The organism is Actibacterium lipolyticum, assembly GCF_900184935.1.
GTDB classification, from domain to species: Bacteria; Pseudomonadota; Alphaproteobacteria; order Rhodobacterales; family Rhodobacteraceae; genus Actibacterium_A; species Actibacterium_A lipolyticum.
Genome location: NZ_FXYE01000001.1, coordinates 191,581 through 214,746, shown reverse-complemented (window position 1 = coordinate 214,746; position 23,166 = coordinate 191,581). Strand labels below are relative to the sequence as shown.

Annotated in this window: 30 protein-coding genes; 7 read left to right on the top strand and 23 right to left on the bottom strand. The window is 56.5% G+C overall.

Translation table 11 applies throughout. From position 1 onward, the window contains the following. Positions 1–66 precede the first annotated feature (66 nt). The 6 genes from yidC (at position 67) to COL8621_RS01100 (ending at position 5,382) form a co-directional block, all read left to right on the top strand. Positions 67–1,878, top strand: a complete 1,812-nt coding sequence (gene yidC / locus COL8621_RS01125) for a membrane protein insertase YidC (protein WP_093965485.1) — start codon at positions 67–69, stop codon at positions 1,876–1,878. Next, positions 1,878–2,612: an MOSC domain-containing protein gene (locus tag COL8621_RS01120; protein ID WP_093965483.1), complete on the top strand. Its 735-nt coding sequence runs from the start codon at positions 1,878–1,880 to the stop codon at positions 2,610–2,612. Before yidC ends, COL8621_RS01120 begins: the two co-directional genes overlap by 1 nt. Further along, entirely contained in the window at positions 2,612–3,262 is a 651-nt protein-coding gene (gene yihA, locus COL8621_RS01115) for a ribosome biogenesis GTP-binding protein YihA/YsxC (RefSeq protein WP_093965481.1), read from the top strand. Before COL8621_RS01120 ends, yihA begins: the two co-directional genes overlap by 1 nt. A gap of 81 nt (positions 3,263–3,343) precedes the next feature. Next, positions 3,344–4,213, top strand: coding sequence for an acetylglutamate kinase (argB, locus tag COL8621_RS01110; RefSeq protein WP_093965478.1), 870 nt, complete (start codon positions 3,344–3,346; stop codon positions 4,211–4,213). 6 nt (positions 4,214–4,219) lie between these two features. Next, positions 4,220–4,873, top strand: a complete 654-nt coding sequence (locus COL8621_RS01105; protein WP_093965475.1) for a ferredoxin — start codon at positions 4,220–4,222, stop codon at positions 4,871–4,873. Then, the gene (locus COL8621_RS01100) at positions 4,870–5,382 is read left to right on the top strand and encodes a SixA phosphatase family protein (RefSeq protein ID WP_093965472.1); all 513 of its coding nucleotides are present in this window, start codon (positions 4,870–4,872) and stop codon (positions 5,380–5,382) included. The genes COL8621_RS01105 and COL8621_RS01100 overlap by 4 nt, the downstream gene beginning before the upstream one ends. Before the next feature lie 17 nt (positions 5,383–5,399). On the opposite strand, the gene COL8621_RS01095 is transcribed toward COL8621_RS01100, so the two are convergent. The 17 genes from COL8621_RS01095 to rplO all read right to left on the bottom strand — a co-directional run bounded on the left by COL8621_RS01095 (position 5,400) and on the right by rplO (position 20,046). Then, a complete protein-coding gene (locus tag COL8621_RS01095; RefSeq protein WP_093965470.1) occupies positions 5,400–6,191 on the bottom strand; it encodes an amino acid ABC transporter ATP-binding protein in 792 nt (263 codons plus the stop codon). Between the two features lie 131 nt (positions 6,192–6,322). Then, positions 6,323–7,339: an amino acid ABC transporter substrate-binding protein gene (locus tag COL8621_RS01090; RefSeq protein WP_093965468.1), complete on the bottom strand. Its 1,017-nt coding sequence runs from the start codon at positions 7,337–7,339 to the stop codon at positions 6,323–6,325. A gap of 209 nt (positions 7,340–7,548) precedes the next feature. After that, a complete protein-coding gene (locus tag COL8621_RS01085) occupies positions 7,549–8,274 on the bottom strand; it encodes an ATP12 family chaperone protein (RefSeq protein WP_093965466.1) in 726 nt (241 codons plus the stop codon). Positions 8,275–8,277: 3 nt separating this feature from the next. Next, the gene (locus tag COL8621_RS01080; protein WP_093965463.1) at positions 8,278–8,943 is read right to left on the bottom strand and encodes an HAD-IA family hydrolase; all 666 of its coding nucleotides are present in this window, start codon (positions 8,941–8,943) and stop codon (positions 8,278–8,280) included. Beyond that, the gene (locus COL8621_RS01075; protein ID WP_093965460.1) at positions 8,940–9,983 is read right to left on the bottom strand and encodes an RluA family pseudouridine synthase; all 1,044 of its coding nucleotides are present in this window, start codon (positions 9,981–9,983) and stop codon (positions 8,940–8,942) included. The genes COL8621_RS01080 and COL8621_RS01075 overlap by 4 nt, the downstream gene beginning before the upstream one ends. Next, positions 9,980–10,357, bottom strand: a complete 378-nt coding sequence (crcB, locus tag COL8621_RS01070) for a fluoride efflux transporter CrcB (protein ID WP_093965458.1) — start codon at positions 10,355–10,357, stop codon at positions 9,980–9,982. The genes COL8621_RS01075 and crcB overlap by 4 nt, the downstream gene beginning before the upstream one ends. 31 nt (positions 10,358–10,388) lie before the next feature. Beyond that, positions 10,389–11,705, bottom strand: a complete 1,317-nt coding sequence (locus tag COL8621_RS01065; RefSeq protein WP_093965456.1) for a replication-associated recombination protein A — start codon at positions 11,703–11,705, stop codon at positions 10,389–10,391. 23 nt (positions 11,706–11,728) lie between these two features. After that, complete coding sequence (locus COL8621_RS01060) at positions 11,729–13,111, bottom strand: trypsin-like peptidase domain-containing protein (protein WP_093965454.1); 1,383 nt, start codon at positions 13,109–13,111, stop codon at positions 11,729–11,731. A gap of 95 nt (positions 13,112–13,206) precedes the next feature. Next, positions 13,207–13,794 carry an acyl-homoserine-lactone synthase gene (locus COL8621_RS01055; RefSeq protein WP_093965452.1) on the bottom strand — a complete coding sequence of 196 codons (588 nt, stop codon included), beginning with the start codon at positions 13,792–13,794 and terminating at the stop codon, positions 13,207–13,209. A 60-nt stretch (positions 13,795–13,854) separates the two neighbouring features. Beyond that, on the bottom strand, positions 13,855–14,466 hold the full coding sequence (locus COL8621_RS01050; protein ID WP_093965449.1) for a helix-turn-helix transcriptional regulator: 612 nt from the start codon (positions 14,464–14,466) through the stop codon (positions 13,855–13,857). Positions 14,467–14,806: 340 nt separating this feature from the next. Further along, the gene (gene rplQ, locus COL8621_RS01045; protein ID WP_093965446.1) at positions 14,807–15,226 is read right to left on the bottom strand and encodes a 50S ribosomal protein L17; all 420 of its coding nucleotides are present in this window, start codon (positions 15,224–15,226) and stop codon (positions 14,807–14,809) included. Between the two features lie 142 nt (positions 15,227–15,368). Continuing rightward, positions 15,369–16,385 carry a DNA-directed RNA polymerase subunit alpha gene (locus COL8621_RS01040; RefSeq protein WP_093965444.1) on the bottom strand — a complete coding sequence of 339 codons (1,017 nt, stop codon included), beginning with the start codon at positions 16,383–16,385 and terminating at the stop codon, positions 15,369–15,371. 111 nt (positions 16,386–16,496) lie between these two features. Then, on the bottom strand, positions 16,497–16,886 hold the full coding sequence (rpsK, locus tag COL8621_RS01035) for a 30S ribosomal protein S11 (protein WP_093965441.1): 390 nt from the start codon (positions 16,884–16,886) through the stop codon (positions 16,497–16,499). Positions 16,887–16,900: 14 nt separating this feature from the next. Then, positions 16,901–17,269, bottom strand: coding sequence for a 30S ribosomal protein S13 (gene rpsM, locus COL8621_RS01030; protein ID WP_093965438.1), 369 nt, complete (start codon positions 17,267–17,269; stop codon positions 16,901–16,903). A 196-nt stretch (positions 17,270–17,465) separates the two neighbouring features. Then, positions 17,466–18,113 carry an adenylate kinase gene (locus COL8621_RS01025; protein WP_093965436.1) on the bottom strand — a complete coding sequence of 216 codons (648 nt, stop codon included), beginning with the start codon at positions 18,111–18,113 and terminating at the stop codon, positions 17,466–17,468. After that, positions 18,110–19,468 carry a preprotein translocase subunit SecY gene (secY, locus tag COL8621_RS01020; protein WP_093965434.1) on the bottom strand — a complete coding sequence of 453 codons (1,359 nt, stop codon included), beginning with the start codon at positions 19,466–19,468 and terminating at the stop codon, positions 18,110–18,112. The genes COL8621_RS01025 and secY overlap by 4 nt, the downstream gene beginning before the upstream one ends. A gap of 104 nt (positions 19,469–19,572) precedes the next feature. Beyond that, positions 19,573–20,046 (bottom strand): 50S ribosomal protein L15, encoded by a 474-nt coding sequence (gene rplO / locus COL8621_RS01015; RefSeq protein ID WP_093965432.1) that lies wholly within the window; start codon positions 20,044–20,046, stop codon positions 19,573–19,575. Positions 20,047–20,263: 217 nt separating this feature from the next. Here rplO and COL8621_RS01010 point away from each other — a divergent pair, with 217 nt between their 5' ends. Beyond that, a complete protein-coding gene (locus COL8621_RS01010; RefSeq protein WP_093965429.1) occupies positions 20,264–20,575 on the top strand; it encodes a hypothetical protein in 312 nt (103 codons plus the stop codon). Between the two features lie 73 nt (positions 20,576–20,648). On the opposite strand, the gene rpmD is transcribed toward COL8621_RS01010, so the two are convergent. The 6 genes from rpmD to rpsN form a co-directional block, all read right to left on the bottom strand. Beyond that, entirely contained in the window at positions 20,649–20,837 is a 189-nt protein-coding gene (gene rpmD, locus COL8621_RS01005) for a 50S ribosomal protein L30 (RefSeq protein ID WP_093965427.1), read from the bottom strand. Positions 20,838–20,849: 12 nt separating this feature from the next. Further along, positions 20,850–21,410, bottom strand: coding sequence for a 30S ribosomal protein S5 (gene rpsE, locus COL8621_RS01000; RefSeq protein ID WP_093966853.1), 561 nt, complete (start codon positions 21,408–21,410; stop codon positions 20,850–20,852). 111 nt (positions 21,411–21,521) lie between these two features. Further along, the gene (rplR, locus tag COL8621_RS00995; RefSeq protein ID WP_093965425.1) at positions 21,522–21,881 is read right to left on the bottom strand and encodes a 50S ribosomal protein L18; all 360 of its coding nucleotides are present in this window, start codon (positions 21,879–21,881) and stop codon (positions 21,522–21,524) included. 11 nt (positions 21,882–21,892) lie between these two features. Further along, positions 21,893–22,426 carry a 50S ribosomal protein L6 gene (gene rplF, locus COL8621_RS00990; RefSeq protein ID WP_093965423.1) on the bottom strand — a complete coding sequence of 178 codons (534 nt, stop codon included), beginning with the start codon at positions 22,424–22,426 and terminating at the stop codon, positions 21,893–21,895. Positions 22,427–22,438: 12 nt separating this feature from the next. Continuing rightward, the gene (rpsH, locus tag COL8621_RS00985) at positions 22,439–22,837 is read right to left on the bottom strand and encodes a 30S ribosomal protein S8 (RefSeq protein ID WP_093965420.1); all 399 of its coding nucleotides are present in this window, start codon (positions 22,835–22,837) and stop codon (positions 22,439–22,441) included. 12 nt (positions 22,838–22,849) lie between these two features. Further along, positions 22,850–23,155 carry a 30S ribosomal protein S14 gene (rpsN, locus tag COL8621_RS00980; RefSeq protein ID WP_093965418.1) on the bottom strand — a complete coding sequence of 102 codons (306 nt, stop codon included), beginning with the start codon at positions 23,153–23,155 and terminating at the stop codon, positions 22,850–22,852. Between the last annotated feature and the right edge of the window lie 11 nt (positions 23,156–23,166).

The following is a 23,166-nucleotide window of genomic DNA, read 5'->3' as shown; positions in this document are numbered from 1 at the left end:
CTTGACCTTCGGTGCGGCCTTCTGTTGAACCTCCATCACCTTCAAAAGGACGGATGGCGGCCACGAATGGACGATCAGAACAAAAATCTCATCCTCGCAACGGCGCTTAGCTTTTTGGTGATCCTCGTTTGGTTCATCCTTTTCCCGCCAGAGGAACCAGCACAAATCCCGCAAGATCAGATGACGGTTGGGGCGACGAACGGCATTGCGCCGACACCGCCCTCTCCTGTTATTGGCGCGACCGATGGCGCGGCATCAACTGCGGCACTTGCAAAACCTGCCGCAGACGCACCACGCGTAGCGGTGAAAACCCCACGCCTGTCAGGTTCCATTTCTTTGCTGGGCGGCCGGATCGATACGCTGGCCCTAAGCGATTACCAAGAAACACAAGAGCCTGACTCGCCTACTGTGAACTTGCTCGCCCCCGTTGGCAGCGATCGCCCCTATTACGCATTGTATGGCTGGGCACCCGCTGGTGATCTGGCAAATGACGCGGTTCCTGGCCCTCAAACCGAATGGTCCTTGGCAGAAGGCAAAGACCTGACCGTTGAAACGCCAATCGTCTTGGCGTGGGACAACGGCAATGGCTTGGTCTTCAACCGTAAGATTTCGATCGACCAGAACTATATGTTCTCTGTCACGCAATCGGTTAAGAACAACACCGGCGCGGCGGTTCGGTTGGCCCCCTATGGCATCGTTGCCCGCCATGGCGAGCCAGAGCAGACAAAGTTCTTCATCCTGCACGAAGGCGTTGTGCGCCAGTCCGACAAGGAACTTGAAGAAATCTCATACGGCGACATGCCCGATATGACCTTTGTTGAACGCGAAGGTGCCCGTGCCGAAGTCGCACAGGTAGAAACAAACGGCTGGATCGGTTTTACCGACAAATACTGGATGACCACGCTTATCCCCGCCCCCGGCCAATCGTTCACATCGGTAGCAAAATATGTGGCACAGGCTGACATCTATCAGGTCGAATCCCGCCTACCCGTCATCGCGGTAGAGCCCGGCGCATCCGCCCAAGCAGACACAATGCTGTTTGCCGGTGCGAAGGAATGGGAAGAAATTCGCGATTATGAGAACAAGGCCGGCATCTATCGGTTCATCGATTCCATTGACTGGGGTTGGTTCTTCTTCCTGACCAAGCCGATCTTCGCGGTTCTGCACTGGCTGAATGGCCTGATTGGCAACATGGGCTGGTCGATCATCGCACTGACCCTGTTGATCAAGGCACTTCTGTTCCCGCTGGCATATAAGTCCTACGTCTCTATGGCGAAGATGAAAGAGCTTCAGCCGCAGATGGAGAAGATCAAAGAGAAAGCGGGCGAAGATCGCCAGAAGCTCCAGCAGGAAATGATGGCGCTTTATAAGAAGGAAAAAGTGAACCCAGCTTCGGGCTGTTTGCCGATCCTTCTGCAGATCCCGATCTTCTTCTCGCTCTATAAGGTGATCTTTGTAACGATCGAACTGCGGCACGCGCCGTGGCTGGGCTGGATTCGCGACCTTTCCGCGCCGGACCCATCGTCGATCTTCAACCTGTTTGGGCTTCTGCCATTTGCCGTGCCAGATCTTGGCATCCTGCAAATCCTGTCGCTGGGCATCTTGCCGATCTTCCTTGGCATCTCGATGTACTTGCAGCAGAAACTGAACCCTGCGCCCACAGATCCGGCACAGGCGATGATCTTTGCCTGGATGCCGTGGGTGTTCATGTTCATGCTGGGCAGCTTTGCATCTGGCCTGGTGCTGTACTGGATCGCGAACAACACGATCACGTTCACGCAGCAGTACCTGATCATGCGCAGCCAAGGGTACAAGCCTGACATCATCGGCAACATCGTGTCCGGGTTCCGCAAGAAACCCAAGACGGACAGCAAGTAATGGAACGGCTGGCGCAAATATGGCGCCATCCGATTAAAGGGATCGGGGCAGAGCCGCTGAAAGATGTGGCCCTGACCCCGAACCGCCCTTTGCCCGGCGACCGGGCGTGGGCCGTTCTGACCGGTGACACACCTGACACCGGTGAATGGCAGCCCTGCCGCAACTTCGCGCGTGGTTGTTATGCCCCAGCCCTGATGGCGGTGCGCGCGCAATCCGCTGGCGACATCATCACGCTGTCGCACCCCAATCGCCCCCCGCTTTCAATCAACCCACGTACCGACGGTGCCAAACTGGTGTCGTGGCTTGGGCCGCTCTATCCCGCCGAACGCCCCGCACCGCGCCAGTTGATCGCGGCCCCAGAAATCGGAATGGCCGACGCCGACTTCGCGTCTGTTGCGATTCTTAGCCTGACCTCGCTTCAGGCGCTGTCTGAAAAGTTGGGGAAAACGCTTGACCCACGTCGCTTTCGTGGAAACCTTTGGTTGGACGGGCTTGCCCCGTTTGAAGAGCTGGCTTGGGTCGGAAAGACCGTTCGCATCGGCGACGTAGAGTTGAAAGTCGAAGAGCGCATCAAACGCTGCCGCGCGACCGAAGCGAACCCCGAAACCGGAGAGCGCGACGCCGACACCCTAAAAGCGTTGCGCGACGGCTGGGGTCACACCGATTTCGGCCTGAAGGCAACAGTAACAATTGGCGGAACCGTACGCCTGAACGACATGGCAAAGGTCCTGTAATGCAACTTCCCTTCCCCGAAGCAGAAACGCCCGATCACGCGACATCTGAAATTGGCCGCAAACTTTTTGCCGGCGAAACCGACTTTCTAAAAGGCGTCGTCGCCATGGACGGCCTGCCGCCCGCTGACCGCCTAGAGGTGTGTTTCGCAGGCCGCTCTAACGTGGGCAAATCCACGTTGATCAACGCGCTAACAGGCCGCAAGGGACTGGCGCGCGCGTCGAACACGCCCGGTCGCACACAAGAGATTAACTTCTTCACGCTGGCCGACAGCCACTATCTGGTCGACCTTCCCGGCTATGGCTACGCCGAAGCGCCACTGCCTGTCGTGGAAAAGTGGCAGCGCCTGCTGAAAGCCTATCTTTCCGGCCGTCAGACCCTGCGACGTGCCTTTGTGCTGATTGATGCCCGCCACGGCGTAAAACCCGTAGACGAAGAGATCATGAAGCTTCTTGATCAATCCGCGGTCACATTTCAGGCGGTTCTGACAAAGGCCGACAAGGTAAAAGACAAAGACCGCGGCAAAGTGTTGGATCAGGTTCGTGGCGCGTTGTCCAAACACCCGGCAGCCTATCCTGAAATCGTGCTGACCAGCTCTGAAAAAGGCGACGGCATTCCCACATTGCGATCCATCATCGCCACGCTTGAATAACCAGTCACCGCGCGGCAATCGCAGAACACTTGCCGTAGCCCCAGCACCGGTTTACCACGGGTGAGCACCCAAGGACCGACCATGAAGAAGCAGACAGCTATGAACCGCGACTGGATCGCCACCGCCCGAACCCTTTCGGAAGCCCTTCCTTACTTGCAGCGCTACGATGACGCGACCGTCGTGATAAAGTTCGGCGGCAACGCGATGGGCGATGACGCAGCGATGGAAAGCTTCGCCCGGGATATCGTGCTGATGCAACAGGTCGGTTTGAACCCTGTGATCGTGCATGGCGGCGGCCCCATGATCAACGAGATGCTGGACAAGCTGGATATCAAATCCGAATTCGTGAACGGCAAACGCGTGACCGACGCAGCGGCCGTTAAGGTCGTTGAAATGGTTCTGTCCGGTCTTGTGAACAAGCGCATCGTGCAAGCCATCAACAGCCAAGGCGGCAAAGCCGTGGGCCTGTCGGGCAAAGATGCCAACCTGATGATCTGCGAGCAGACAAATCCTGACCTTGGCTATGTCGGCACCCCGGTTGAAATGAACCCCGGTGTTCTGCGCCAACTGTTCACCGCTGAAATGATCCCGGTTGTTGCGCCACTTGGTGCCGGGCGAAATGGCGAAACCTATAACGTGAACGGTGATACGGCGGCTGGCGCGATCGCGGCGGCGCTGAAGGCTGATCGCCTTTTGCTGCTGACCGACGTTGCGGGCGTTAAAGACCAAACCGGAGAGGTCGTTACTGAACTGTCCCCAGACCAGATCCGCAAAATGACCGAAGAGGGCGTCATCGCCGGCGGCATGATTCCGAAAACGGAAACCGCACTTGACGCGATCAACGGTGGCGTTCGCGCGGTCGTTATTCTGGACGGTCGCGCACCCAACGCCTGCTTGCTAGAGCTTTTCACCGAACATGGCGCGGGTTCTCTTATCCGCCAGCCGCGGTGATGCCTGATGGTGACCTACGCTGATATCTGCGATCGCGCCCTCACAGACGCGCTTACGGTTTTCGGTGCATTTCATCCCTCCCCCGGCGATCATGCGCCGGAAGGCTGCGGAACGCTTATCCTGCTGGGGCCAAACGAACCTGGGTTTTGGCCGCATTTCACTGCGTCACCCGAATATCTTGATGGCTGTTGCAACCGCTTGGATCGTTGGTCAACGCGTGTGATTTCCAAAATGGCGGATGAATTCGGCGCAACACCCTTGTTCCCGTTTGGCGGGCCGCCGTTCCAACCTTTCATCCGTTGGGCCAACAGATCAGGCCGTGCGTGGCCGTCGCCGGTATCCTTGCTTGTTCATGATGTTGCGGGGCTGTTTGCCTCTTATCGGGGGGCGCTTGCCCTGCCAGAGCGTATCGCCCTGCCTCCATTGCCTGCGCGCCCCTGCGACACCTGCATAGAGCAGCCATGCCGCGATGCCTGCCCTGCTGGGGCGATGTCGGGCCCCGGCTATGCGTTGGACACCTGCCACACGTTTTTGGACACCCCCGATGGGAACGATTGCATGACACAGGGCTGCAACGTGCGCCGCGCATGCCCTATCAGCCAATCCTATGACCGGAAACCGGAACAGTCCGCGTTCCACATGGCAGCATTTCACCCATGACCTTGCGGTTGATCCTTGTGCGCCACGCCAAGTCCAGCTGGGACGATCCTTTTCAGGATGATCATGATCGCGTGCTGAACAAGCGCGGACAGCGCGCAGCGCCGGCCATTGCTGAATGGTTGTCAAACTTGGGGTATCTACCGGCCGAAGTGGTCAGTTCCACCGCGCGCCGCACCGTAGAGACTTGGGAGAGAATGGCGCCCTCTTTTCCTCAAGGCACGGTGATGCGCCGCGACCCCGCGCTTTATCATGCCCCGGCAGAGCGCATGATGGAGGTGCTGCGGCAATCTGCGGCCAGCCCTGTGCTGATGCTAGGCCACAACCCGGGTATCGGAGACTTTGCCACTCGTTTGCTGTCGGCACGGCCTGACCATCCACGCTTTGGCGCATACCCCACCTGTGCGACCCTCGTGGTTGATTTCGACGCTGATGATTGGGCGGATGTTCGGTTTGGCACCGGTACGGCGGTTGATTTCATTGTTCCCGGTGAATTGGATATCGCGAAATGACCCGCCCGACCCGATGATCAGTGACCAAGCACCTGACTTAGGAACAGTTTTGTCCGTTCCGATTTTGGGTTGTTAAAGAACGCTTCGGGTTCGTCCTGTTCAACGATCTGGCCCTCGTCCATAAAAATCACGCGGTTGGCGACCTTACGGGCAAAGCCCATTTCATGGGTAACGCAAAGCATCGTCATCCCCTCTTCGGCAAGCTCGATCATCGTATCCAGCACCTCTTTGATCATCTCGGGGTCAAGTGCCGAGGTCGGCTCGTCAAAAAGCATGATGCGTGGCTTCATACAAAGCGCGCGGGCGATCGCCACGCGCTGTTGCTGACCACCGGAAAGTTGGTCGGGGTACTTATCGGCCTGTTCGGGGATTTTCACCTTTTCAAGGAAATGCATGGCCGCCACTTCGGCGTCTTTGCGGGAAACCTTTCGCACCTTGATCGGCGCAAGCGTGCAGTTTTCCAGAACCGTTAGATGCGGAAACAGGTTGAAGTTCTGAAAGCACATGCCGACTTCTGACCGGATTTTATCGATGTTCTTTGTGTCGGATGTCAGTTCAGTCCCATCCACGATGATCCGACCCGATTGATACTGTTCAAGCCGGTTGATGCAACGGATCAGTGTGGACTTGCCCGACCCTGACGGCCCCGCAATGACGATCCGCTCGCCTTCATGCACTGTCAGATTGATGTCGCGCAGAACATGGAACTTGCCGTACCACTTGTTCAAACCACTAATCTGAATGGCGACCTTAGCTGACGGCCCCACATCGGCAGTGCTGGATGTGGCATCTGATGATCGCTGGGGCATTCCTAGGCCACTCCGTTTGCCACGCGCTTAACCGCATATCGGGCGATGATCGCCCACCGCCGAATCTTGGCGCCAGCAAAAGAGGGCCCGCAGGTTTAGGGCGCAAGATTTCCGCGCCCTAAACCAAAAACCTATCGAAACGGAGGAGAGTAAAGCAGCCCGCCGTCGACCCATTGCGCATTCAGCCCGCGCGCCAACCCAATCGGAGAGGACACGCCAATGTTCTTTTCGAACAACTCGCCATAGTTCCCGCCAGCCATAATCGCATTTTTGGCCCAGTCAGCAGACAGACCAAGCATTTCGCCAAGGCTGCCTTCCGTTCCCAGAATGCGGTTTATTTCGGGGTTATTGGTCCCCTCGGACAGATCAGCGATATTAACCGAGGTAATCCCCAGCTCTTCCGCCGAAATAAGCGCGTTCAATGTCCAGCGAACAATGTCGCCCCATTCGTTGTCGCCGTGCCGAACAAGTGGGCCAAGCGGCTCTTTCGAAATGATCTCGGGCAGCAGAATATGCGCGGATGGGTCTTCGAATGTCGCCCGCGTTGCCGCAAGCCCGGATGCGTCGGTGGTGTAAACCTCGCAGGCTCCGGCAAGATACTGCTTTTGCGCGTCGGTGTTGGATTCAACTGCGACACGTTCATAACTGATGTTGTTGGACCGGAAGAAATCCTCAAGGTTCAGCTCAGAGGTGGTATCCATTTCGACGCAAACGGCCGCGCCGTTCAGGTCTTTCGCCGAGGACACGCCAAGATCCTTGGGAACCATGAAGCCCTGACCATCGTAATAGTTCACGCCGACGAAATCGAACTTTCGACCGACATCGCGTGAGAATGTCCACGTGGTATTACGCGCAAGCAAATCGATTTCGCCAGCGGCCAGCGCGGCGAAGCTTGTCTTTCCGGTGGTGCGCACGAATTCAACGGCCGTAGGGTCGCCCAACACTGCCGCGGCAACCGCGCGACACATGCCAACATCAAAACCGTCCCAAACGCCGTTCGCATCTTCAGCAGCAAAGCCGACCAATTCGTCGACGACGCCACAGTTCAGCTTCCCCCGCGCTTTTACGTCGTCTGCCGTGGCGGCAACGCAAACGCCGGGCACTAGGCCTACGACAGTCAACGCGCCAAGAATTACGGCTTTTTTCATGTTTACCTCTTCCAGAAACTCCACCCATTCGGGTGTATTTTTACAACCCAACCTCACGGGCTGTGCCAAACAAGAAGCTGCTCGTTTCGCACGGTAAGTTTGGGCAAATTCACACAAAAACGTCAAGTGCAGTGTCGCCAATTCCCTTTGGGAATAGCACTTTCACGGCATTTGGACAGATCATCGTTTCGTGATCCGTTATCGCGACGTCAGTTCGACGATGCCGGGGTTCGCGCCAGATTGTAAAACCGAAACGCGTGAAAAAAGCTTTCGCGCTTGGTTTCTGCAAGCTCGGTCGCCTCGTCATCAGGGCCCCATTGCTCTTCCTGCCAGGTTTCATCCAGCCGCGAGATACGCCAAAGCTCTTCGGGCTTTTCCCAGCCTTCCATGGTGGCCAAGCCGATGATCAAAGACCCCGAAAGGGCAACCAGATCATGCAGCGCGGTCAGTTCAAACGGAGTCATATCGGACACTCGCTTGGACAAGGCGCGCAGGCTGTCTTCTGGTTGCGCGCAATGCATCACACCTGCCGTAACGCTTAGCGGCGCGGCGAATTCGCGTTCGGCGCGCTTTAGCAACGGGTCCCACGCCTGCGCTTGACGGGCAATAAGTTCGACCGGGCTTTCGGCGCGATAGCACAAAAGATCAGTGCCGCCATAGGCCGCGATCATCTCGGCGACTTCGCTGTGCTGCGGGGTGACCTTGTCAATCGCGGCATTCGCCGAACGGGTCACCGGCATAGAAAGCGGATCAACCTCTTCGCCTTGCGCATCCCATTCTGCGGCGATTTCCTGCGCCATCGGCAGCGTTGGCACCGTCAGCGCAGATTTGGCCGGCGTTTTTACGACACGGCCATCAAGATGCACGGCGAAACCGCCTTCGACTTCAGCACAGGTGGCCTCTTTCCAGAACCGCTTGTTTTTCCATCCGCTCATGGCTCAAACACTCCATATCCGCTCAAGCGTGCCGGGCAACGCTTGGAATTCATCGATCACATGGTCCGCAGCCGTCAGGCGTTCAACCCCGTGGTATCCCCAACCAACACCGACTGTGCCCACGCCAGCAGCGCGCCCCATGTCCATGTCAAAGCTGGTGTCGCCAATCATCACGGCATCACGGGCAGACACGCCCGTTTCGGCCAACGCCGCCTGCACCATCGACGGGTGCGGCTTTGAGGGATGATGATCCGCCACTTGTTCCGTCACGAAAAACCGTTTCAGGCCGTGCGCGTCCAAGATATGATCCAGTCCGCGGCGCGATTTGCCCGTCGCCACGCCCATCAGAACATCATCGTTCTGCGCAAGCCCTTCCAGCACGTCCAGCGCGCCGGGGTACAATGGCGAAGGCATATCCGCCGCGCGCATGGTGGAAAACGATCCCTTATAGGCCTCGACGATCCGCCCAACGGCTTTTTCATCCAACTCTGGCGCAAGCTGCGCAATCGCGACATTCAGGGACAGGCCAACAATCCCCAGAACTGCTTCTGGCGCCGGTGGGGTCAGGTTTTCCGCCTGAAAGGCCGTTTCCATCGCTGCCTTGATGTGCCCCTGACTGTCGACCAACGTGCCGTCGACATCAAAGATCACAAGCCTGAGTGCGCTCATGCAAGGTCCTCAAACGGGTCGGCAGGTACGTCTGAGGCATGCCAATCAAACGTCTTCCACGTCTTCTGCATATGTTCGGGCAGTGGCGCAGTAATATTCAACGTAGCCCCCGTCACCGGATGCGGAAGAGAGATGGAGCGCGCATGCAAATGCAGCTTGCGGCTGATCTCTCCGCCCAGCTGTGCGCCCCAGCCATCGCCAAGGTTTTCCTGACCAGAACCGCCGTATTTACCGTCGCCAATGATCGGGTGACCAAGCTCGGCCATGTGCGCGCGAAGCTGATGGGTGCGCCCGGTGATCGGCACCAGCGCAACCCACGACACGCGCTTACCAAGCGACGACAGCACCGCATAATCCGTTGTGGCGCGCTTCGCGTCGGGGGTTTTATCAACCTCGTTGGGATGGATGCATAGCATCTTTTCCGCTTCGCCCTTGGCGCCGTGACCCGGGGCTTTGATCAAACCGTAGCGGATCGTACCCATCTGCGGAAACGGCTGCCCAGCGACAGCGGCCCAGTAAATCTTGCGGGTATCACGGGCGCGAAACGCACTGGTCAGCGACGCGGCAACCGCGCGGGTACGGGCTAACAGCAAAACACCAGATGTGTCTTTATCAAGCCGGTGAACCAAGCGTGGCTTTTCGTCATACCCAAAGCGCAGCGCGTCAGCCATGCCATCAATATGACGGAACTGTTTCGTCCCGCCCTGCGTCGGCAGCCCAGGCGGTTTGTTCAGCGCGATGATATGATCATCACGATACAGCACGCAGGACTGGATCAGCTTTGTATCCGCGTCCGAGACCGTTGGCTTGGGTTGCGAGGACACCTCTCCCGGTTCTGGAAGGGGCGGAACCCGAACTTGCTGGCCCTGCTCAACCCGCGTCGCAGGTTTGGCGCGGCCACCATCCACGCGGATTTCACCTTTGCGGCACATCTTTTCGATGCGGCCCTGCGCGATATGCGGGAACCGGCGGCGGAACCAACGGTCAAGCCGCTGATCGCCCTCGTCGGCCGTTACTTCCAACATCTGAACGCCACTCATGCGAAATACCCCCGCGCGGCCGTCAGGCCAATTACAATTGCCACAAGCGACAATATCAACGACGCCGCTACATAGCCCGCCGCCAACCAATGCTGCCCGCGTTCAAACAACGTCATCGCATCCAGCGAAAACGCTGAAAACGTGGTGAACCCGCCCAACATGCCAGTCATCAAAAGCGGCGCATATCGCGTGCCCCCTTTTTCGGCCAGCACCACAACGATAACGCCCATCAGGAAAGAGCCGACGACATTCACCGCCAGCGTTCCCAACGGAAAACCGCTGCCAAAAGCGCGCAAAGTTGCAACGCCAGTCAGATAACGGCAACACGCGCCAAACGCGCCGCCAAGTGCTACTTGTGCTAATGTCCAGGTCATGGGGCCTCTGTCATCCGGTCAGGCGTGGTTGTCAACCGCCCTGCCGCTTTGCGCGCAGCTTGGCGAAGTAATCGACGCGGCGTTTCAGCTCTCGCTCGTATCCGCGCTCGACCGGTGTGTAATAAACACCGTGCTTCATGGTTTCGGGGAAATAGTTCTGACCTGAAAAGCCGTCTTCGGCATTATGATCATAGGCATAACCTTCGCCATAGCCCTGTTCGGCCATCAGCTTGGTCGGGGCGTTCAGGATGTGCTTGGGCGGTGGTTCGGATCCGGTTTTCTTTGCCGCAGCCCGCGCGGCCTTATACGCCGCATAGCCCGCGTTGGATTTCGGTGCCAGCGCTAGGTAAATCACCGCCTGCGCCAAGGCCAACTCCCCCTCGGGGCTGCCCAGCCGTTCATAGGTTTCCCATGCGTGCAGGCAGATGGTCTGCGCCTGCGGGTCGGCCAGTGCAATGTCTTCGACTGCCATACGGGTCAGGCGCCGGGCCAGAAAACGCGGGTCTTCGCCCCCCTCCAACATCCGAGCGTACCAATAAAGCGCGGCGTCCGGGTCGGACCCACGCACAGATTTATGCAGCGCGGAAATAAGGTTGTAATGCTCGTCCCCCGACTTGTCGTATTTCGCGGCGCGCTTCATCAGGCGGGTCGAAAGCGCATCAGGATCAAGCGGCTTGTCCACCTTCCACGCGGCGACCTGTTCCACCAAATTCAGCAAAGCGCGGCCATCGCCATCGGCCATCTCAAGCAGGGTTTCGCGGGCATGACCCGTTAGGGGCAGCGCACGACCCAGTTCTTTTTCGGCGCGTTGTACAAGCAGTTCCAGATGCACAAGGTCAAGCCGTTGCAGAACCAGCACTTGTGACCGCGACAGCAACGCGGCGTTCAACTCAAAGCTGGGGTTTTCGGTCGTCGCGCCGACCAAAAGGATCGTCCCATCCTCCATATGCGGCAGGAACCCATCCTGTTGGGCTTTGTTGAAACGGTGAATCTCGTCCACAAACAACAAGGTGCCCTGCCCGTTTGATCGCCGGATCTTCGCAGCCTCAAACACTTTGCGCAGTTCGGGCACGCCGGTGAAAATGGCACTGATCTGAACAAAGGCCAAATCCGTCTCGTCCGCAAGCAGCCGTGCAATGGTGGTTTTGCCGACGCCCGGCGGCCCCCAAAAGACCAACGACGACAAACTGCCCGATGCAAGCATTACGCCAAGCGGCCCCTCTGGGCCAAGCACATGCTGCTGGCCGATCACCTCGTCCAGCGCTTTGGGGCGCAGCCTATCGGCCAGCGGACGGGGCGCATCACGCGCGGGGCCAGTGGCTGGCGATTGATCAAACAGGTCTGACATGGGCAAAGCCTATTGCATCCACATCAAACACGAAAGCGCAACACGCCGCGCTGGCCACCACGGATGTATTCAATCAGCCACGACCGCCCGGCATTCTCGGCCGCAGTGGCAACATCGTCCGTATCTTTGATCGTGGTCTTGTTGACGCGCAGCAGAATGTCACCCGCGCGCAACCCAACGCGCGCGCCAACTGTGCCGGGGTCACTTACGATGACCCCTTGGCTTGTCACGCCCAACCCGAACTCTGACGCTACAGCCGGGTTTATGTTCAAAACCGTCATCCCACTCAGCACGCTTCGCTCAGAGATAACAACCTGTGCACGCGCAGGTGTTTCCGGCGGCAAGACAAGCGCCACTTGCCCCTCTACTTCGACGCCGCGCCGAAGGTAAGTCATTGATAATGTGTCGCCGATCCCACGTGACGCCATCCGAAAAATCATTTCCTGAGGCGTGTTTACCGGCGTACCGTCCAAAGTCAGGATCACATCCCCAACCTTTAACCCGGCTTCCCGAAACGGGCTTTCTGCATGCAGCTCGCTTACAACAACGCCGACGGGTAAACCCATGCCAAGCCCTTCGGCCAAAGCCGCGTCAACTGCTTGCCCGCCGATGCCGGCCCATGGCCGCGCAAACTGTGATGAACCCGCGGCGGCCTGTTCGACGAAGCGCTGCACAAGGTTGGCCGGGATCGCAAAGCCAATACCGTTTGACCCGCCCGAGCGTGTCAGGATCGCGGTATTAATACCCACCAAACGCCCCCGCCCATCGACCAACGCGCCACCAGAATTGCCCGGGTTAATCGCCGCATCTGTTTGAATGAAATAGCCACGGCCACTGCCGACCGACACTCCCGAACGGGCAAGACCGGATACTATGCCCGATGAAACCGTTTGCCCGATGCCGAACGGGTTGCCGATGGCCAGCACCAGATCGCCGACTTCGACGTCATCGGAATCACGCAGCTCCAACGTAGGAAGGTCGCGCGCATCGTTAAGTTGAAGGATCGCCAGATCGGCCTCTTCGTCGCCCAACAGAACCGTTGCATCAAATTCGCGCCTGTCGTTCAGAACCACCCGAATTTCGGTCGCCTGCCCGACAACATGATAATTCGACACGACAATTCCGTCGGACGACAAGATAACACCGGACCCCAGCGAATTCTGAACGCGCGGCACGGTACGCCCCTGCCCACGGAAAAGTTCGCGGAAAAAGGGATCATCAGCAAAGGGGCTGACCCGCGTGGCCACCACCCTTTTAGCATAAATATTAACAACCGCTGGTGCGGCCTGCCGGACAACCGGTGCAAAACTTAACGAAATTTCCGCCTTGCTGCCGGGCACAGTCGTTTCAGCCTGTGCCGACACGGCGAAAAGCAAAATGGCTAGGATTGGTAAAAACCGGGTCATCAATCGCTCCAATGGTCGATTAGAACGATATGCGTTCCTCCCACCACAAGTTCAACCAATCCCGCCGATGCTTTCTTTCGCTCCTCCCGCCGAAATCAATGCAGGTTGTCGCTTAGGTTAATCGACACGCACTGATAGTCGCCATCGTCGATGAAAACCTTCCGGCCAATGGCGTCGGTTTCCAATCCGCAGCGTTTGGTCCACATCGGCCAGCTTGCCGCCGTCAAAGCAATAATCTTCGATGCGCCCAACTCTCGTGCCGATTTGGTCATGGCCATGATCATAGCGGAATGGATTTTCAGGCGATTTGCCAGCGGGGTCTTGTTCGAGACAAACACACGTGAACACTCCCAAACATTGTCATCGACGGGTGCTTCGGCTTCCAACAGGTCACGGGGGATCGTCCCTAACAGACCGCGCTGCGCGTCGCGGATCATGTAAGAATAGATGCCACATGTGGCGGTCGTCGGCGTCAGCCGAATACCCGCCAAAACATCGGTAAAGTCGTGCACCGCAATCCAACGGCTCGCTGGGGTGTCATATTGATCGTATTCCATGCCCAAAGCTTCGGGCAAATCCCATTTCTTTTGGGTTATGAAACTCTCTTTGCGAGCGCGAAGAAGGTTCGCAAAAAGCTCGCCATGGTTGTGCATGTTGGCGAACGAAAGTGTGGTTGTCTGCATGGTATAGTCTCCAGTTGGGTTGAGGAACTTGGCAACCCTGCATGGAAGGAGACTGAACGCTTAAAGCAGCCTGTAGTCTTTCGCGCGCTGAATAGCTTCGGCTGTCGTTCGCGCCATTAATCGCCTGCGCGCGGATGTCAGCCTGGCTTTCAGCGCACTTTCGGAGATTCCGAGTTTGGCAGCGGCAGCAGCGTGACGGTCTCCTGCCGCGATAAGCTGCAGGGCTTGAGTCTGGGCTTTAGTCAGGTCTTCGGGCGGCTCCGTAATAACGTGAAGCCGGTTAACAATGGCTTCAATCCGCGCAATCTCATCATCGGTGAATTCACTCTCCGAGCGCGCAACCGAGCCGATTGTTCGCGATGTAATCTCGCCGGCAGAAATTGTAACCCCATACTTCAAACCAAAATCGGCAGCTTGCGTCAGGATCCCGAACGGGTCCGGTATATCCATCGCACTCCACCGTGTCGCACCGATGCACGAAAACCCCCAAGCCGTCGTAGGATCGCGCAAGGCGAACGCCTGCTGCGTATAATGATCGATCCAAGGTTGGGGATACGTGTTGAAGGTCATCAACGGTGCGGCAACACGAATATGTACGCCTATATAGTATCCCTCGGGCGAAATTGTGCCCAAATCTCGTAATGCGGTATCTAATTCTAACTTTATAGCCATGTCTTTTTAGACAAGTTGCGAAGAATCCAGTCAACCTTAAATTGAGGGTGTGACCTGTAGTGTTTTAAAGACTGGATAGCTCGTGAAAGCGATACACCCAAATCTATTTACGCAAGTGATGCGTTTCCCAGCCGGCGTTCGTGCCGATCTGCTGGAGTTTCTCGGAGCCACCCCTGTGGTCGACGAGCAGCTTCGCCAGATGATTGAAGAGTTGTCACAACGGCTGGACCATTCGAACGGGTGGCAGGACCATTCGCTCGTTAATTGATTAGTACCTTTTCAAAAGAAAAAGCCCCGCCAAATTTGGCGGGGCTTTTTTGTTTGGGCCTAAGCCCGAAACTTATTCTTCTGCAGCTTCTTCCGCCGCAACGCGTGCACGGTCAGCAGCGCCTTTCGCATCAACGTCACGGTCGACGAATTCGATGATCGCCATTGGCGCCATGTCACCGTAACGGAAGCCAGCCTTCAGCACGCGAACGTAACCACCGTTGCGGTCTTTGTAGCGTGGGCCAAGCACTTCGAACAGTTTCGCAACATATGCGTCCTGTTTCAGGCGCGAGCGGGCCAGACGGCGAGAGTGAAGATCACCCTTCTTACCAAGCGTAACAAGCTTCTCAATGATACGACGAAGTTCTTTGGCTTTTGGAAGCGTGGTTTTGATTTGCTCATGTTCGATAAGCGAGCCTGCCATGTTCGCAAACAGCGCCTTACGGTGCTCGTGCGTGCGGTTGAGGCGGCGGTATCCTTTAGCGTGACGCATGTCATTTCTCCTATTCGCGTTTTGCTTTGTCTGGCAGCACCTGGTCCTGGCGCCACTCTCCTTGGGGCTTAAGCCCTTATTTTCCCCGCCATTGCGGGCATTTTACGGGGGCCGCCGTGGCCGCCCCCGAATTCTTTAGATCTTAGAACTGGTCTTCGAACTTCTTGGCCAGGTCTTCGATGTTCTCTGGCGGCCATTCCTCGACGTCCATGCCAAGGTGCAGGCCCATGCCGGAAAGCACTTCTTTGATCTCGTTCAGCGACTTGCGGCCGAAGTTCGGCGTGCGCAGCATCTCTGCTTCGGTTTTCTGGATCAGATCGCCGATGTAAACGATGTTGTCGTTCTTCAGGCAGTTTGCCGAACGAACGGACAGTTCCAGTTCATCAACCTTCTTCAGCAGAAGCGGGTTGAATTCCAGACCATCGTCTTCGTCCTGACGGCCAGCTTGTTCTGGCTCATCGAAGTTGACGAAGATCGAAAGCTGATCCTGCAGAATACGCGCAGCATAGGCCACAGCGTCGTCTGGCGTGATCGAACCGTCTGTTTCGATTTTCAGCGTCAGCTTGTCATAGTCCAGAACCTGACCTTCACGGGTCGGCTGAACGTCGTAAGCAACCTTTTTAACCGGCGAATAGATTGCATCGATCGGGATAAGACCGATTGGCGCATCTTCGGGGCGGTTTTTGTCGGCAGCAACGTAGCCTTTACCGGTGTTCACGGTCAGCTCGACGAACAGGTCAGCGCCATCGTCAAGGTGACAGATCACGTGGTCCTTGTTCAGAACCTCGATGCCCGCGCTTTCCGAGATGTGACCGGCGGTCACAACAGCTGGACCTTTTGCAGCAATCGAAACGCGCTTTGGCCCTTCGACTTCCATGCGGATTGCAACGCCCTTCAGGTTCAGAACGACGTCGGTCACGTCTTCACGCACACCGGCAATAGAGGAAAACTCGTGCAGAACGTTATCAATCTGAACGCTGGTGATTGCGGCGCCCTGAAGCGACGACATCAGAACGCGACGCAGCGCGTTGCCAAGCGTCAGGCCGAAGCCACGCTCAAGCGGTTCAGCAACTACAGTGGCTTGGCGCGCTGGGTCGTTGCCCGGCTTCACTTCCAACTGAGTTGGCTTGATCAATTCTTGCCAGTTTTTATGGATCATGCGTGTCTCCTCAATCCTTGTTTGCGGCCCATGTCCTAAGCAACAAACGCCCGAGGTAAAAAATGACGAACTCGGGCCGTGCGAATGCACGACCCGAGCAACATAGTATTATTAGACCCGACGACGCTTCGGCGGGCGGCAGCCGTTGTGTGCGATCGGCGTAACGTCACGGATAGATGTGATGTTAAAACCAACAGCAGCCAAAGCACGCAGTGCGCTTTCACGGCCGGAACCCGGACCCTGCACTTCGACCTCAAGCGTTTTCACGCCGTGTTCCTGTGCTTTCTTGCCTGCGTCTTCAGCAGCCATCTGAGCAGCATAGGGGGTCGACTTACGAGAGCCTTTGAAACCCATCGTACCAGCAGACGACCAAGAAATGGCGTTGCCCTGTACGTCAGAGATCAGGATCTTTGTGTTGTTGAACGAGCTGTTCACATGCGCAACGCCTGCTGCGATGTTCTTACGCTCTTTTCTCTTCATGCGCGTCTTTTCACGTGCCATCGATCAAGCCTCCCTTACTTCTTCTTGCCAGCAATGGCCTTTGCAGGGCCTTTGCGCGTGCGAGCGTTGGTGTGCGTACGCTGACCGCGTACAGGAAGGTTGCGACGGTGACGCAGGCCGCGGTAGCAACCCAGGTCCATAAGACGCTTGATGTTCATTTGAACTTCACGACGCAGGTCACCTTCAACGGTGAAGTTTGCGTCGATGTGTTCACGAACAGCCAGAACTTCGGCGTCGGACAGTTCGTTTACACGGCGAGTGGACTCAACGCCAACAGCTTCACAGATAGAAGCAGCAGCAGCCGGGCCAATCCCGTGGATGTAAGTGAGTGCGATGGGGAGGCGTTTCCCCGTCGGGAGGTTTACGCCAGCAATACGTGCCAAGACGGACTTTCCTTTCGTTGCGGTTCCGTAGCCCCAGAACCTTTTTTCACAACTGAGGCCCGAAAGCTTTCCGCCTCCGAGCCATCAATCTAATGCCTTGTTATCGCCCGGGGCGGCCGCCCCAAAAGAAAACAAGTTGATTCTCATACGAGATGCCGTGCGTAGGGCGTTTCTCGAATAAGGTCAATAGTTGGATTTACCCTTTGTCAAGGACCGCCTTGATCGACGCTTCAACCGCGTCAATCTCGGCCAAGCCATCAACCGTCGAAAGATCACCCTTGGCATAGTAATAACCAATCAGCGGCGAGGTCTTTTTGTAGTATTCCATCAGACGCGTACGCAGGCTTTCTTCGTTGTCGTCCGCGCGGCGCTTCAGGTCTGTGGAACCACAAACATCACACTTTCCGTCTTCCTTGGTCGGCTTCGTCGCATCGTGGAAAACCTCTCCACAATTGCCACATGTGAAGCGGCCCGTGATACGGGCCACCAGCGCTTCGTCATCGACACGCATTTCGATGACGGAATCAAGCGTCTGACCAACCTTGGAAAGCAGCGCGCCAAGCGCGTCTGCCTGACCCAGTGTCCGGGGGAAACCATCAAAGATGAAACCGCCGCCCTGTTCGCCGTTCAGCTTTTCCTCGATCAGGCCGATAACGATCTCATCGGTGACCAACTCACCAGCGTCCATGATCGCGGCAACCTTCTTGCCCATTTCTGTGCCCGAGCTACGAGCCTCGCGAAGCATGTCGCCTGTTGAGAGCTGGATCATACCACGCTCATCAACCAGTTTCCGTGCTTGCGTGCCTTTACCTGCGCCCGGGGGGCCTAGAAGGATAATGTTCATCGACGAGCTGTCCCTTTTTTGCTGCCACGGCGTTTGCCCCGTAGCTGAGATTTTTCGATCAGTCCTTCATACTGGTGTGCCAGCAAATGAGACTGAACCTGATTGATCGTATCCATAGTAACGGAAACCACAATCAGGACCGAAGTGCCACCAAAGTAGAAGGGGATGGACAATTGGGCGCGGAGGATCTCGGGGAAGAGACAGACAAGCGCCAAGTAACCGGAGCCCAAAACCAGAATACGCATGACGACATAATCAAGATATTCAGCGGTCTTCTTACCGGGACGAATACCCGGAACAAAGCCGTTCTGGTTCTTCAGGTTATCGGCAACGTCATCCGTTTTGAACGCAACGTTGAACGTGTAGAAATACGTGAAGAACACGATCATCGCAGTGAAGAACAACAGGTAAAGCGGCTGACCCGGGCCAAAGTAGGCAAGGATCGTGCTCATGACTGGGCCGGACTGCGACTGAGAGAACGTCGCGATCGTTGTCGGCATCAACAGGAGCGACGACGCAAAGATCGCAGGGATAACGCCCGCTGGGTTCACTTTGACAGGCAGGTGGCTTGCACCGCCGTCATATACCTTCATGCCGACCTGACGGCGCGGGTATTGAATATGGATCTTACGCAGGGCGCGTTCCATGAACACCACAAAGGCAATCAGCGCGATCATCACCAATATCACCCCAATGATAACAGCAGGGGAAATGGCGCCGCTGCGACCTTGGCTTAGGAACTGGGCCAAAGCGCCGGGAATTTCAGCGATAATACCGACGAAGATGATCAGAGAGATACCGTTACCGACGCCGCGCGCGGTGATCTGCTCACCCAGCCACATCAGGAACATCGTACCGCCAACCAGCGTCACCACTGTGGCAGCGCGGAAATACCAACCGCCTTCCGTCACCAAACCACCGGATTCCAGACTTACGGCAAGGCCATACGCCTGAAATGTTGCCAACAGCACGGTGCCGTAGCGGGTGTATTGGTTGATTTTCTTACGGCCCTGTTCGCCCTCTTTCTTGAGGCTTTCAAGCTGTGGAACCATCGCCGTCAAAAGCTGAACGATGATCGAGGCCGAAATGTAGGGCATGATCCCAAGGGCAAAAATGCCCATTCGACCCAACGCGCCCCCCGTGAACATAGACAGGATGCCACCGATACCGGCAGAGGCCTGTTCCATGAAATCACGCAGCGCCTGACCATCGATACCGGGGACCGGAATGAATGTCCCCAACCGATATACAATCAGAAGGCCGAGAGTGAAGAAAATGCGCTGCCGCAACTCGGTCGCCTTACCAAAGGCGCCCCAGCTCATGTTTGCGGCCATTTGCTCTGCTGCAGATGCCATACCCTGTCTCTTTCATGAAAGCGCCGCCAAACCGTTTCCCGGTTTAGCGGCACTTGGAAAACTCGTAGAATGATGTAAGCGGCGAAAGCGCCGCCCACAACCTCTTATTCAGCCGCAGTTGCAGTCGTGACCGAAAGAGAGCCGCCAGCCTTCTCGACCGCTTCGATAGCGGACTTAGAAGCGCCAGTGACGTTCAGTGTAACTTTTGCGTTGAAATCGCCCTTCGCAAGAACGCGAACACCGTCCAACTTGCGACGAACCAGACCGCTTGCAACCAGTACATCTTCGTTGATGTCCGATTTCGCGTCCAGTTTGCCTTCGGTGATGAATTTCTGGATCAGGCCCAGGTTCACAACCGCGAACTTCTTGCGGTTTGGCTTGTTGAAGCCACGCTTAGGAAGACGTTGGTACAAAGGCATTTGGCCGCCTTCGTAACCTTTGATCGCCACACCCGAACGGGATTTCTGACCTTTGATACCACGGCCACCGGTTTTACCAGTGCCGGAACCGGCACCACGGCCGATACGCTTACGGGATTTTGTTGCGCCATCATTATCGCGCAGTTCGTGCAGTTTCATGTCGCTTCTCCTATGCCGGAACTACCTCCCAGCGACGGACGAGGCAAACACGGCGTTTCTTGATTTTGATTCTAGACCCAAAGGGGGCCACCGGGGGCGTATAGACGTTATCCAACAGCGTTGCAACAGGCGTGGAGGCTGCTATACTGTCTCGGTAATCGTTGCACCAAGGAACACTTTCATTAGGCTTGTTGCACGAACCGTACGGAGCGTTTTTTTGGAAAAGAGCTGGAAGATCATTGATGGACACATTCCTGCTGACCTTCGGCAGGATCTTGAAACACTGATCGAGCGCTCAAACGAAATCCGTCAGAACTATCCTGACCCGATGGTTGCGCCATGGGGCCAATTTCCCACAATACCTCCGCGTAGCATCGGCTGGAGAATGGGGCCCGGAGAAGACTACTTTTTGGACTTTCACGATTGGTTTAAAAAGCTGTCTCGCGAAGAACAAACAAACTATTGCGTCAAAAATCCAGAACCTGCGGGCTGGGCTGGGTTTTACACCCGAATTCAAAACACGAAGTAGTTTACCCGACAGCGGAAAAGAAAACGCCCCGGTGTTTCCACCGGGGCGTTCTTGTTCCTAATCTCAGAAACGCTTAGCCGCGCTCTTCGACGATCTCTACCATGTGAGAGACTTTACGGATCATACCGCGAACCGCTGGTGTATCTTCCAGCTCACGCACGCGGTGCATCTTGTTAAGGCCCAGGCCGATCAGCGTTTGACGCTGGATGGCGGGGCGGCGGATCGGGGAACCGATCTGCTTTACTACGATGGTCTTTGCCATTGTCCGCTCTCCTTACGCTTCGGCTTTTTCAGTTGCCGGTGCGTCATCCTTTTTCAGGATGTCGGCAACTTTCTTACCACGACGCTGCGCAACCTGACGGGGCGAGCTTTCCTTGGTAAGGCCGTTAATAGTAGCACGGATCATGTTGTAAGGGTTCTGAGAGCCGACCGACTTGGCCACCACGTCTTGAACGCCCAACATTTCGAACACAGCACGCATTGGACCACCGGCGATGATACCAGTACCCTGTGGAGCTGTGCGCATGACCACACGACCGGCGCCGTGGCGACCGTCGATGTCGTGGTGCAGCGTACGACCTTCGCGCAGAGGCACACGGATCATCTGGCGCTTAGCCTGTTCCGTAGCTTTGCGGATTGCCTCAGGAACCTCTTTGGCCTTGCCTTTGCCGAAGCCGACACGGCCCTTTTGGTCACCCACAACCACAAGTGCGGCGAAGCCAAAACGCTTACCACCCTTAACGGTCTTGGACACACGGTTGATCGCAACTAGGCGATCAGCGAATTCCGGCGTTTCGTCACGATCGCGACGGCCCCGGTTGTCATCTCTTGCCATGAAGGCATTCCTTTTCATCGTGGCGCTGCTTCACGCCGTTGATACCGATCCAAGTGACGGACAAAGCCCATCCCGGATCATCGGGGAGGCGTTGCCGCCTCCCACAAAGTCTTAGAACTTCAGACCACCTTCACGCGCAGCGTCGGCCAGAGCCTTCACTTTGCCGTGGAAGAGGAAACCACCGCGATCGAAGAAACACTCTTCGACACCAGCTTTTTTCGCGCGCTCGGCAATTGCCGCGCCCACTTTTGCTGCTGCTTCGACGTTGTTCTTGCCGATAACACCCAGATCCTTTTCCAAAGTGGAAGCGGATGCCAGCGTTACGCCGTTCACATCGTCGATCAGCTGCACGCTGATGTTTTTGTTGCTGCGGTGAACAGACAGACGCGGACGTCCGTTTGCCATTTTCTGCAGTTTGTTCCGAACGCGCAGGCGGCGCTTCAAGAACAGGTCTCGTTTGCTGTTTGCCATTTTTCGCGTCCTTACTTCTTCTTACCTTCCTTGCGGAAGATATACTCGTCTTTGTAGCGGATGCCTTTGCCCTTATAGGGCTCTGGCTTACGCCATTCGCGGATGTTTGCCGCGACTTGACCGACGAGCTGCTGATCGATGCCTTCAACCACAATCTCTGTTTGCTTCGGGGCTGTGACGGTTACGCCAGCAGGAACCTCGAAGTTCACATCGTGCGACAGGCCAAGGCTCAGTTTCAGGGTGTTGCCCTGCATCTGAGCACGATAACCAACGCCCTGGATCTCAAGCTCTTTTTTGAAACCATCTGTCACGCCAGTTACCAGGTTCAGAACCATGGTGCGGGACATGCCCCACTGCTGGCGCGCCCGTTTGGACGACCCGCGGGGAGTGATGGATACAATGTTATCTTCCACGCCGATTGTTACATCGTCAGTCGCGGTGAAGGTACGAGCACCCTTAGGGCCCTTAACTTCAATGGTCTGGCCGGAGACGGACGCCGAAACACCCGACGGCAGCTCGACCGGTTTTTTACCAATACGAGACATTCGCCAAACTCCTTAGAAGACCGTGCAGAGCACTTCGCCGCCAACATTGGCAGAGCGTGCAGCTGCATCCGACATCACGCCCTTGGACGTGGAGACGATCGAAACACCAAGGCCCTGACGGACCGAAGGGATTTCCTTAACGTTCATGTATACGCGGCGGCCCGGCTTGGAAACGCGCTTAAGTTCGCGGATCACTGGGGTACCTTCGTAATACTTGAGGCTAATTTCGATTTCCGGCATGCCGAGCGCGCTTGTCGCGTTCTCGTAGCCACGGATATAGCCCTCGTCCTGCAGTACATCCAGAACCCAAGCGCGAAGCTTGGAAGCAGGTGTACGTACGGTGGACTTGCCACGCATCTGCGCGTTGCGGATACGTGTGAGCATATCGCCGAGAGGATCATTCACAGACATTCAAAATCCTCCTTACCAGCTCGATTTAACCATACCGGGGATCTGACCGTTAGAGGCCAAGTCCCGCAGCTTGATCCGGGAAACCTTAAGCTTACGGTAGTAAGCCTTAGGACGACCGGTCAGCTGACAGCGGTTGTGCAGACGGGTTGCAGAGCTGTTGCGCGGCAGTTTCGCCAGTTTAAGGCGCGCCTTGAAACGCTCTTCCATCGGCAGATCTTCGTTGTTCGCGATTTCTTTCAGCGCAGCACGCTTAGTGGCATATTTTTCCACCAGCTTCTGACGCTTCAGTTCGCGTTCGACCATTGCTTTCTTAGCCATGTTCTCTACTC

What these genes read in the sequence shown, in the direction of transcription:
- yidC (WP_093965485.1), top strand. Translation starts at nt 67, where the DNA reads ATGGACGATCAGAACAAAAATCTCATCCTCGCAACGGCGCTTAGCTTT.
- COL8621_RS01120 (WP_093965483.1), top strand. Translation starts at nt 1,878, where the DNA reads ATGGAACGGCTGGCGCAAATATGGCGCCATCCGATTAAAGGGATCGGG.
- yihA (WP_093965481.1), top strand. Translation starts at nt 2,612, where the DNA reads ATGCAACTTCCCTTCCCCGAAGCAGAAACGCCCGATCACGCGACATCT.
- argB (WP_093965478.1), top strand. Translation starts at nt 3,344, where the DNA reads ATGAAGAAGCAGACAGCTATGAACCGCGACTGGATCGCCACCGCCCGA.
- COL8621_RS01105 (WP_093965475.1), top strand. Translation starts at nt 4,220, where the DNA reads ATGGTGACCTACGCTGATATCTGCGATCGCGCCCTCACAGACGCGCTT.
- COL8621_RS01100 (WP_093965472.1), top strand. Translation starts at nt 4,870, where the DNA reads ATGACCTTGCGGTTGATCCTTGTGCGCCACGCCAAGTCCAGCTGGGAC.
- COL8621_RS01095 (WP_093965470.1), bottom strand. Translation starts at nt 6,191, where the DNA reads ATGCCCCAGCGATCATCAGATGCCACATCCAGCACTGCCGATGTGGGG.
- COL8621_RS01090 (WP_093965468.1), bottom strand. Translation starts at nt 7,339, where the DNA reads ATGAAAAAAGCCGTAATTCTTGGCGCGTTGACTGTCGTAGGCCTAGTG.
- COL8621_RS01085 (WP_093965466.1), bottom strand. Translation starts at nt 8,274, where the DNA reads ATGAGCGGATGGAAAAACAAGCGGTTCTGGAAAGAGGCCACCTGTGCT.
- COL8621_RS01080 (WP_093965463.1), bottom strand. Translation starts at nt 8,943, where the DNA reads ATGAGCGCACTCAGGCTTGTGATCTTTGATGTCGACGGCACGTTGGTC.
- COL8621_RS01075 (WP_093965460.1), bottom strand. Translation starts at nt 9,983, where the DNA reads ATGAGTGGCGTTCAGATGTTGGAAGTAACGGCCGACGAGGGCGATCAG.
- crcB (WP_093965458.1), bottom strand. Translation starts at nt 10,357, where the DNA reads ATGACCTGGACATTAGCACAAGTAGCACTTGGCGGCGCGTTTGGCGCG.
- COL8621_RS01065 (WP_093965456.1), bottom strand. Translation starts at nt 11,705, where the DNA reads ATGTCAGACCTGTTTGATCAATCGCCAGCCACTGGCCCCGCGCGTGAT.
- COL8621_RS01060 (WP_093965454.1), bottom strand. Translation starts at nt 13,111, where the DNA reads ATGACCCGGTTTTTACCAATCCTAGCCATTTTGCTTTTCGCCGTGTCG.
- COL8621_RS01055 (WP_093965452.1), bottom strand. Translation starts at nt 13,794, where the DNA reads ATGCAGACAACCACACTTTCGTTCGCCAACATGCACAACCATGGCGAG.
- COL8621_RS01050 (WP_093965449.1), bottom strand. Translation starts at nt 14,466, where the DNA reads ATGGCTATAAAGTTAGAATTAGATACCGCATTACGAGATTTGGGCACA.
- rplQ (WP_093965446.1), bottom strand. Translation starts at nt 15,226, where the DNA reads ATGCGTCACGCTAAAGGATACCGCCGCCTCAACCGCACGCACGAGCAC.
- COL8621_RS01040 (WP_093965444.1), bottom strand. Translation starts at nt 16,385, where the DNA reads ATGATCCATAAAAACTGGCAAGAATTGATCAAGCCAACTCAGTTGGAA.
- rpsK (WP_093965441.1), bottom strand. Translation starts at nt 16,886, where the DNA reads ATGGCACGTGAAAAGACGCGCATGAAGAGAAAAGAGCGTAAGAACATC.
- COL8621_RS01025 (WP_093965436.1), bottom strand. Translation starts at nt 18,113, where the DNA reads ATGAACATTATCCTTCTAGGCCCCCCGGGCGCAGGTAAAGGCACGCAA.
- secY (WP_093965434.1), bottom strand. Translation starts at nt 19,468, where the DNA reads ATGGCATCTGCAGCAGAGCAAATGGCCGCAAACATGAGCTGGGGCGCC.
- rplO (WP_093965432.1), bottom strand. Translation starts at nt 20,046, where the DNA reads ATGAAACTGCACGAACTGCGCGATAATGATGGCGCAACAAAATCCCGT.
- rpmD (WP_093965427.1), bottom strand. Translation starts at nt 20,837, where the DNA reads ATGGCAAAGACCATCGTAGTAAAGCAGATCGGTTCCCCGATCCGCCGC.
- rpsE (WP_093966853.1), bottom strand. Translation starts at nt 21,410, where the DNA reads ATGGCAAGAGATGACAACCGGGGCCGTCGCGATCGTGACGAAACGCCG.
- rplR (WP_093965425.1), bottom strand. Translation starts at nt 21,881, where the DNA reads ATGGCAAACAGCAAACGAGACCTGTTCTTGAAGCGCCGCCTGCGCGTT.
- rplF (WP_093965423.1), bottom strand. Translation starts at nt 22,426, where the DNA reads ATGTCTCGTATTGGTAAAAAACCGGTCGAGCTGCCGTCGGGTGTTTCG.
- rpsH (WP_093965420.1), bottom strand. Translation starts at nt 22,837, where the DNA reads ATGTCTGTGAATGATCCTCTCGGCGATATGCTCACACGTATCCGCAAC.
- rpsN (WP_093965418.1), bottom strand. Translation starts at nt 23,155, where the DNA reads ATGGCTAAGAAAGCAATGGTCGAACGCGAACTGAAGCGTCAGAAGCTG.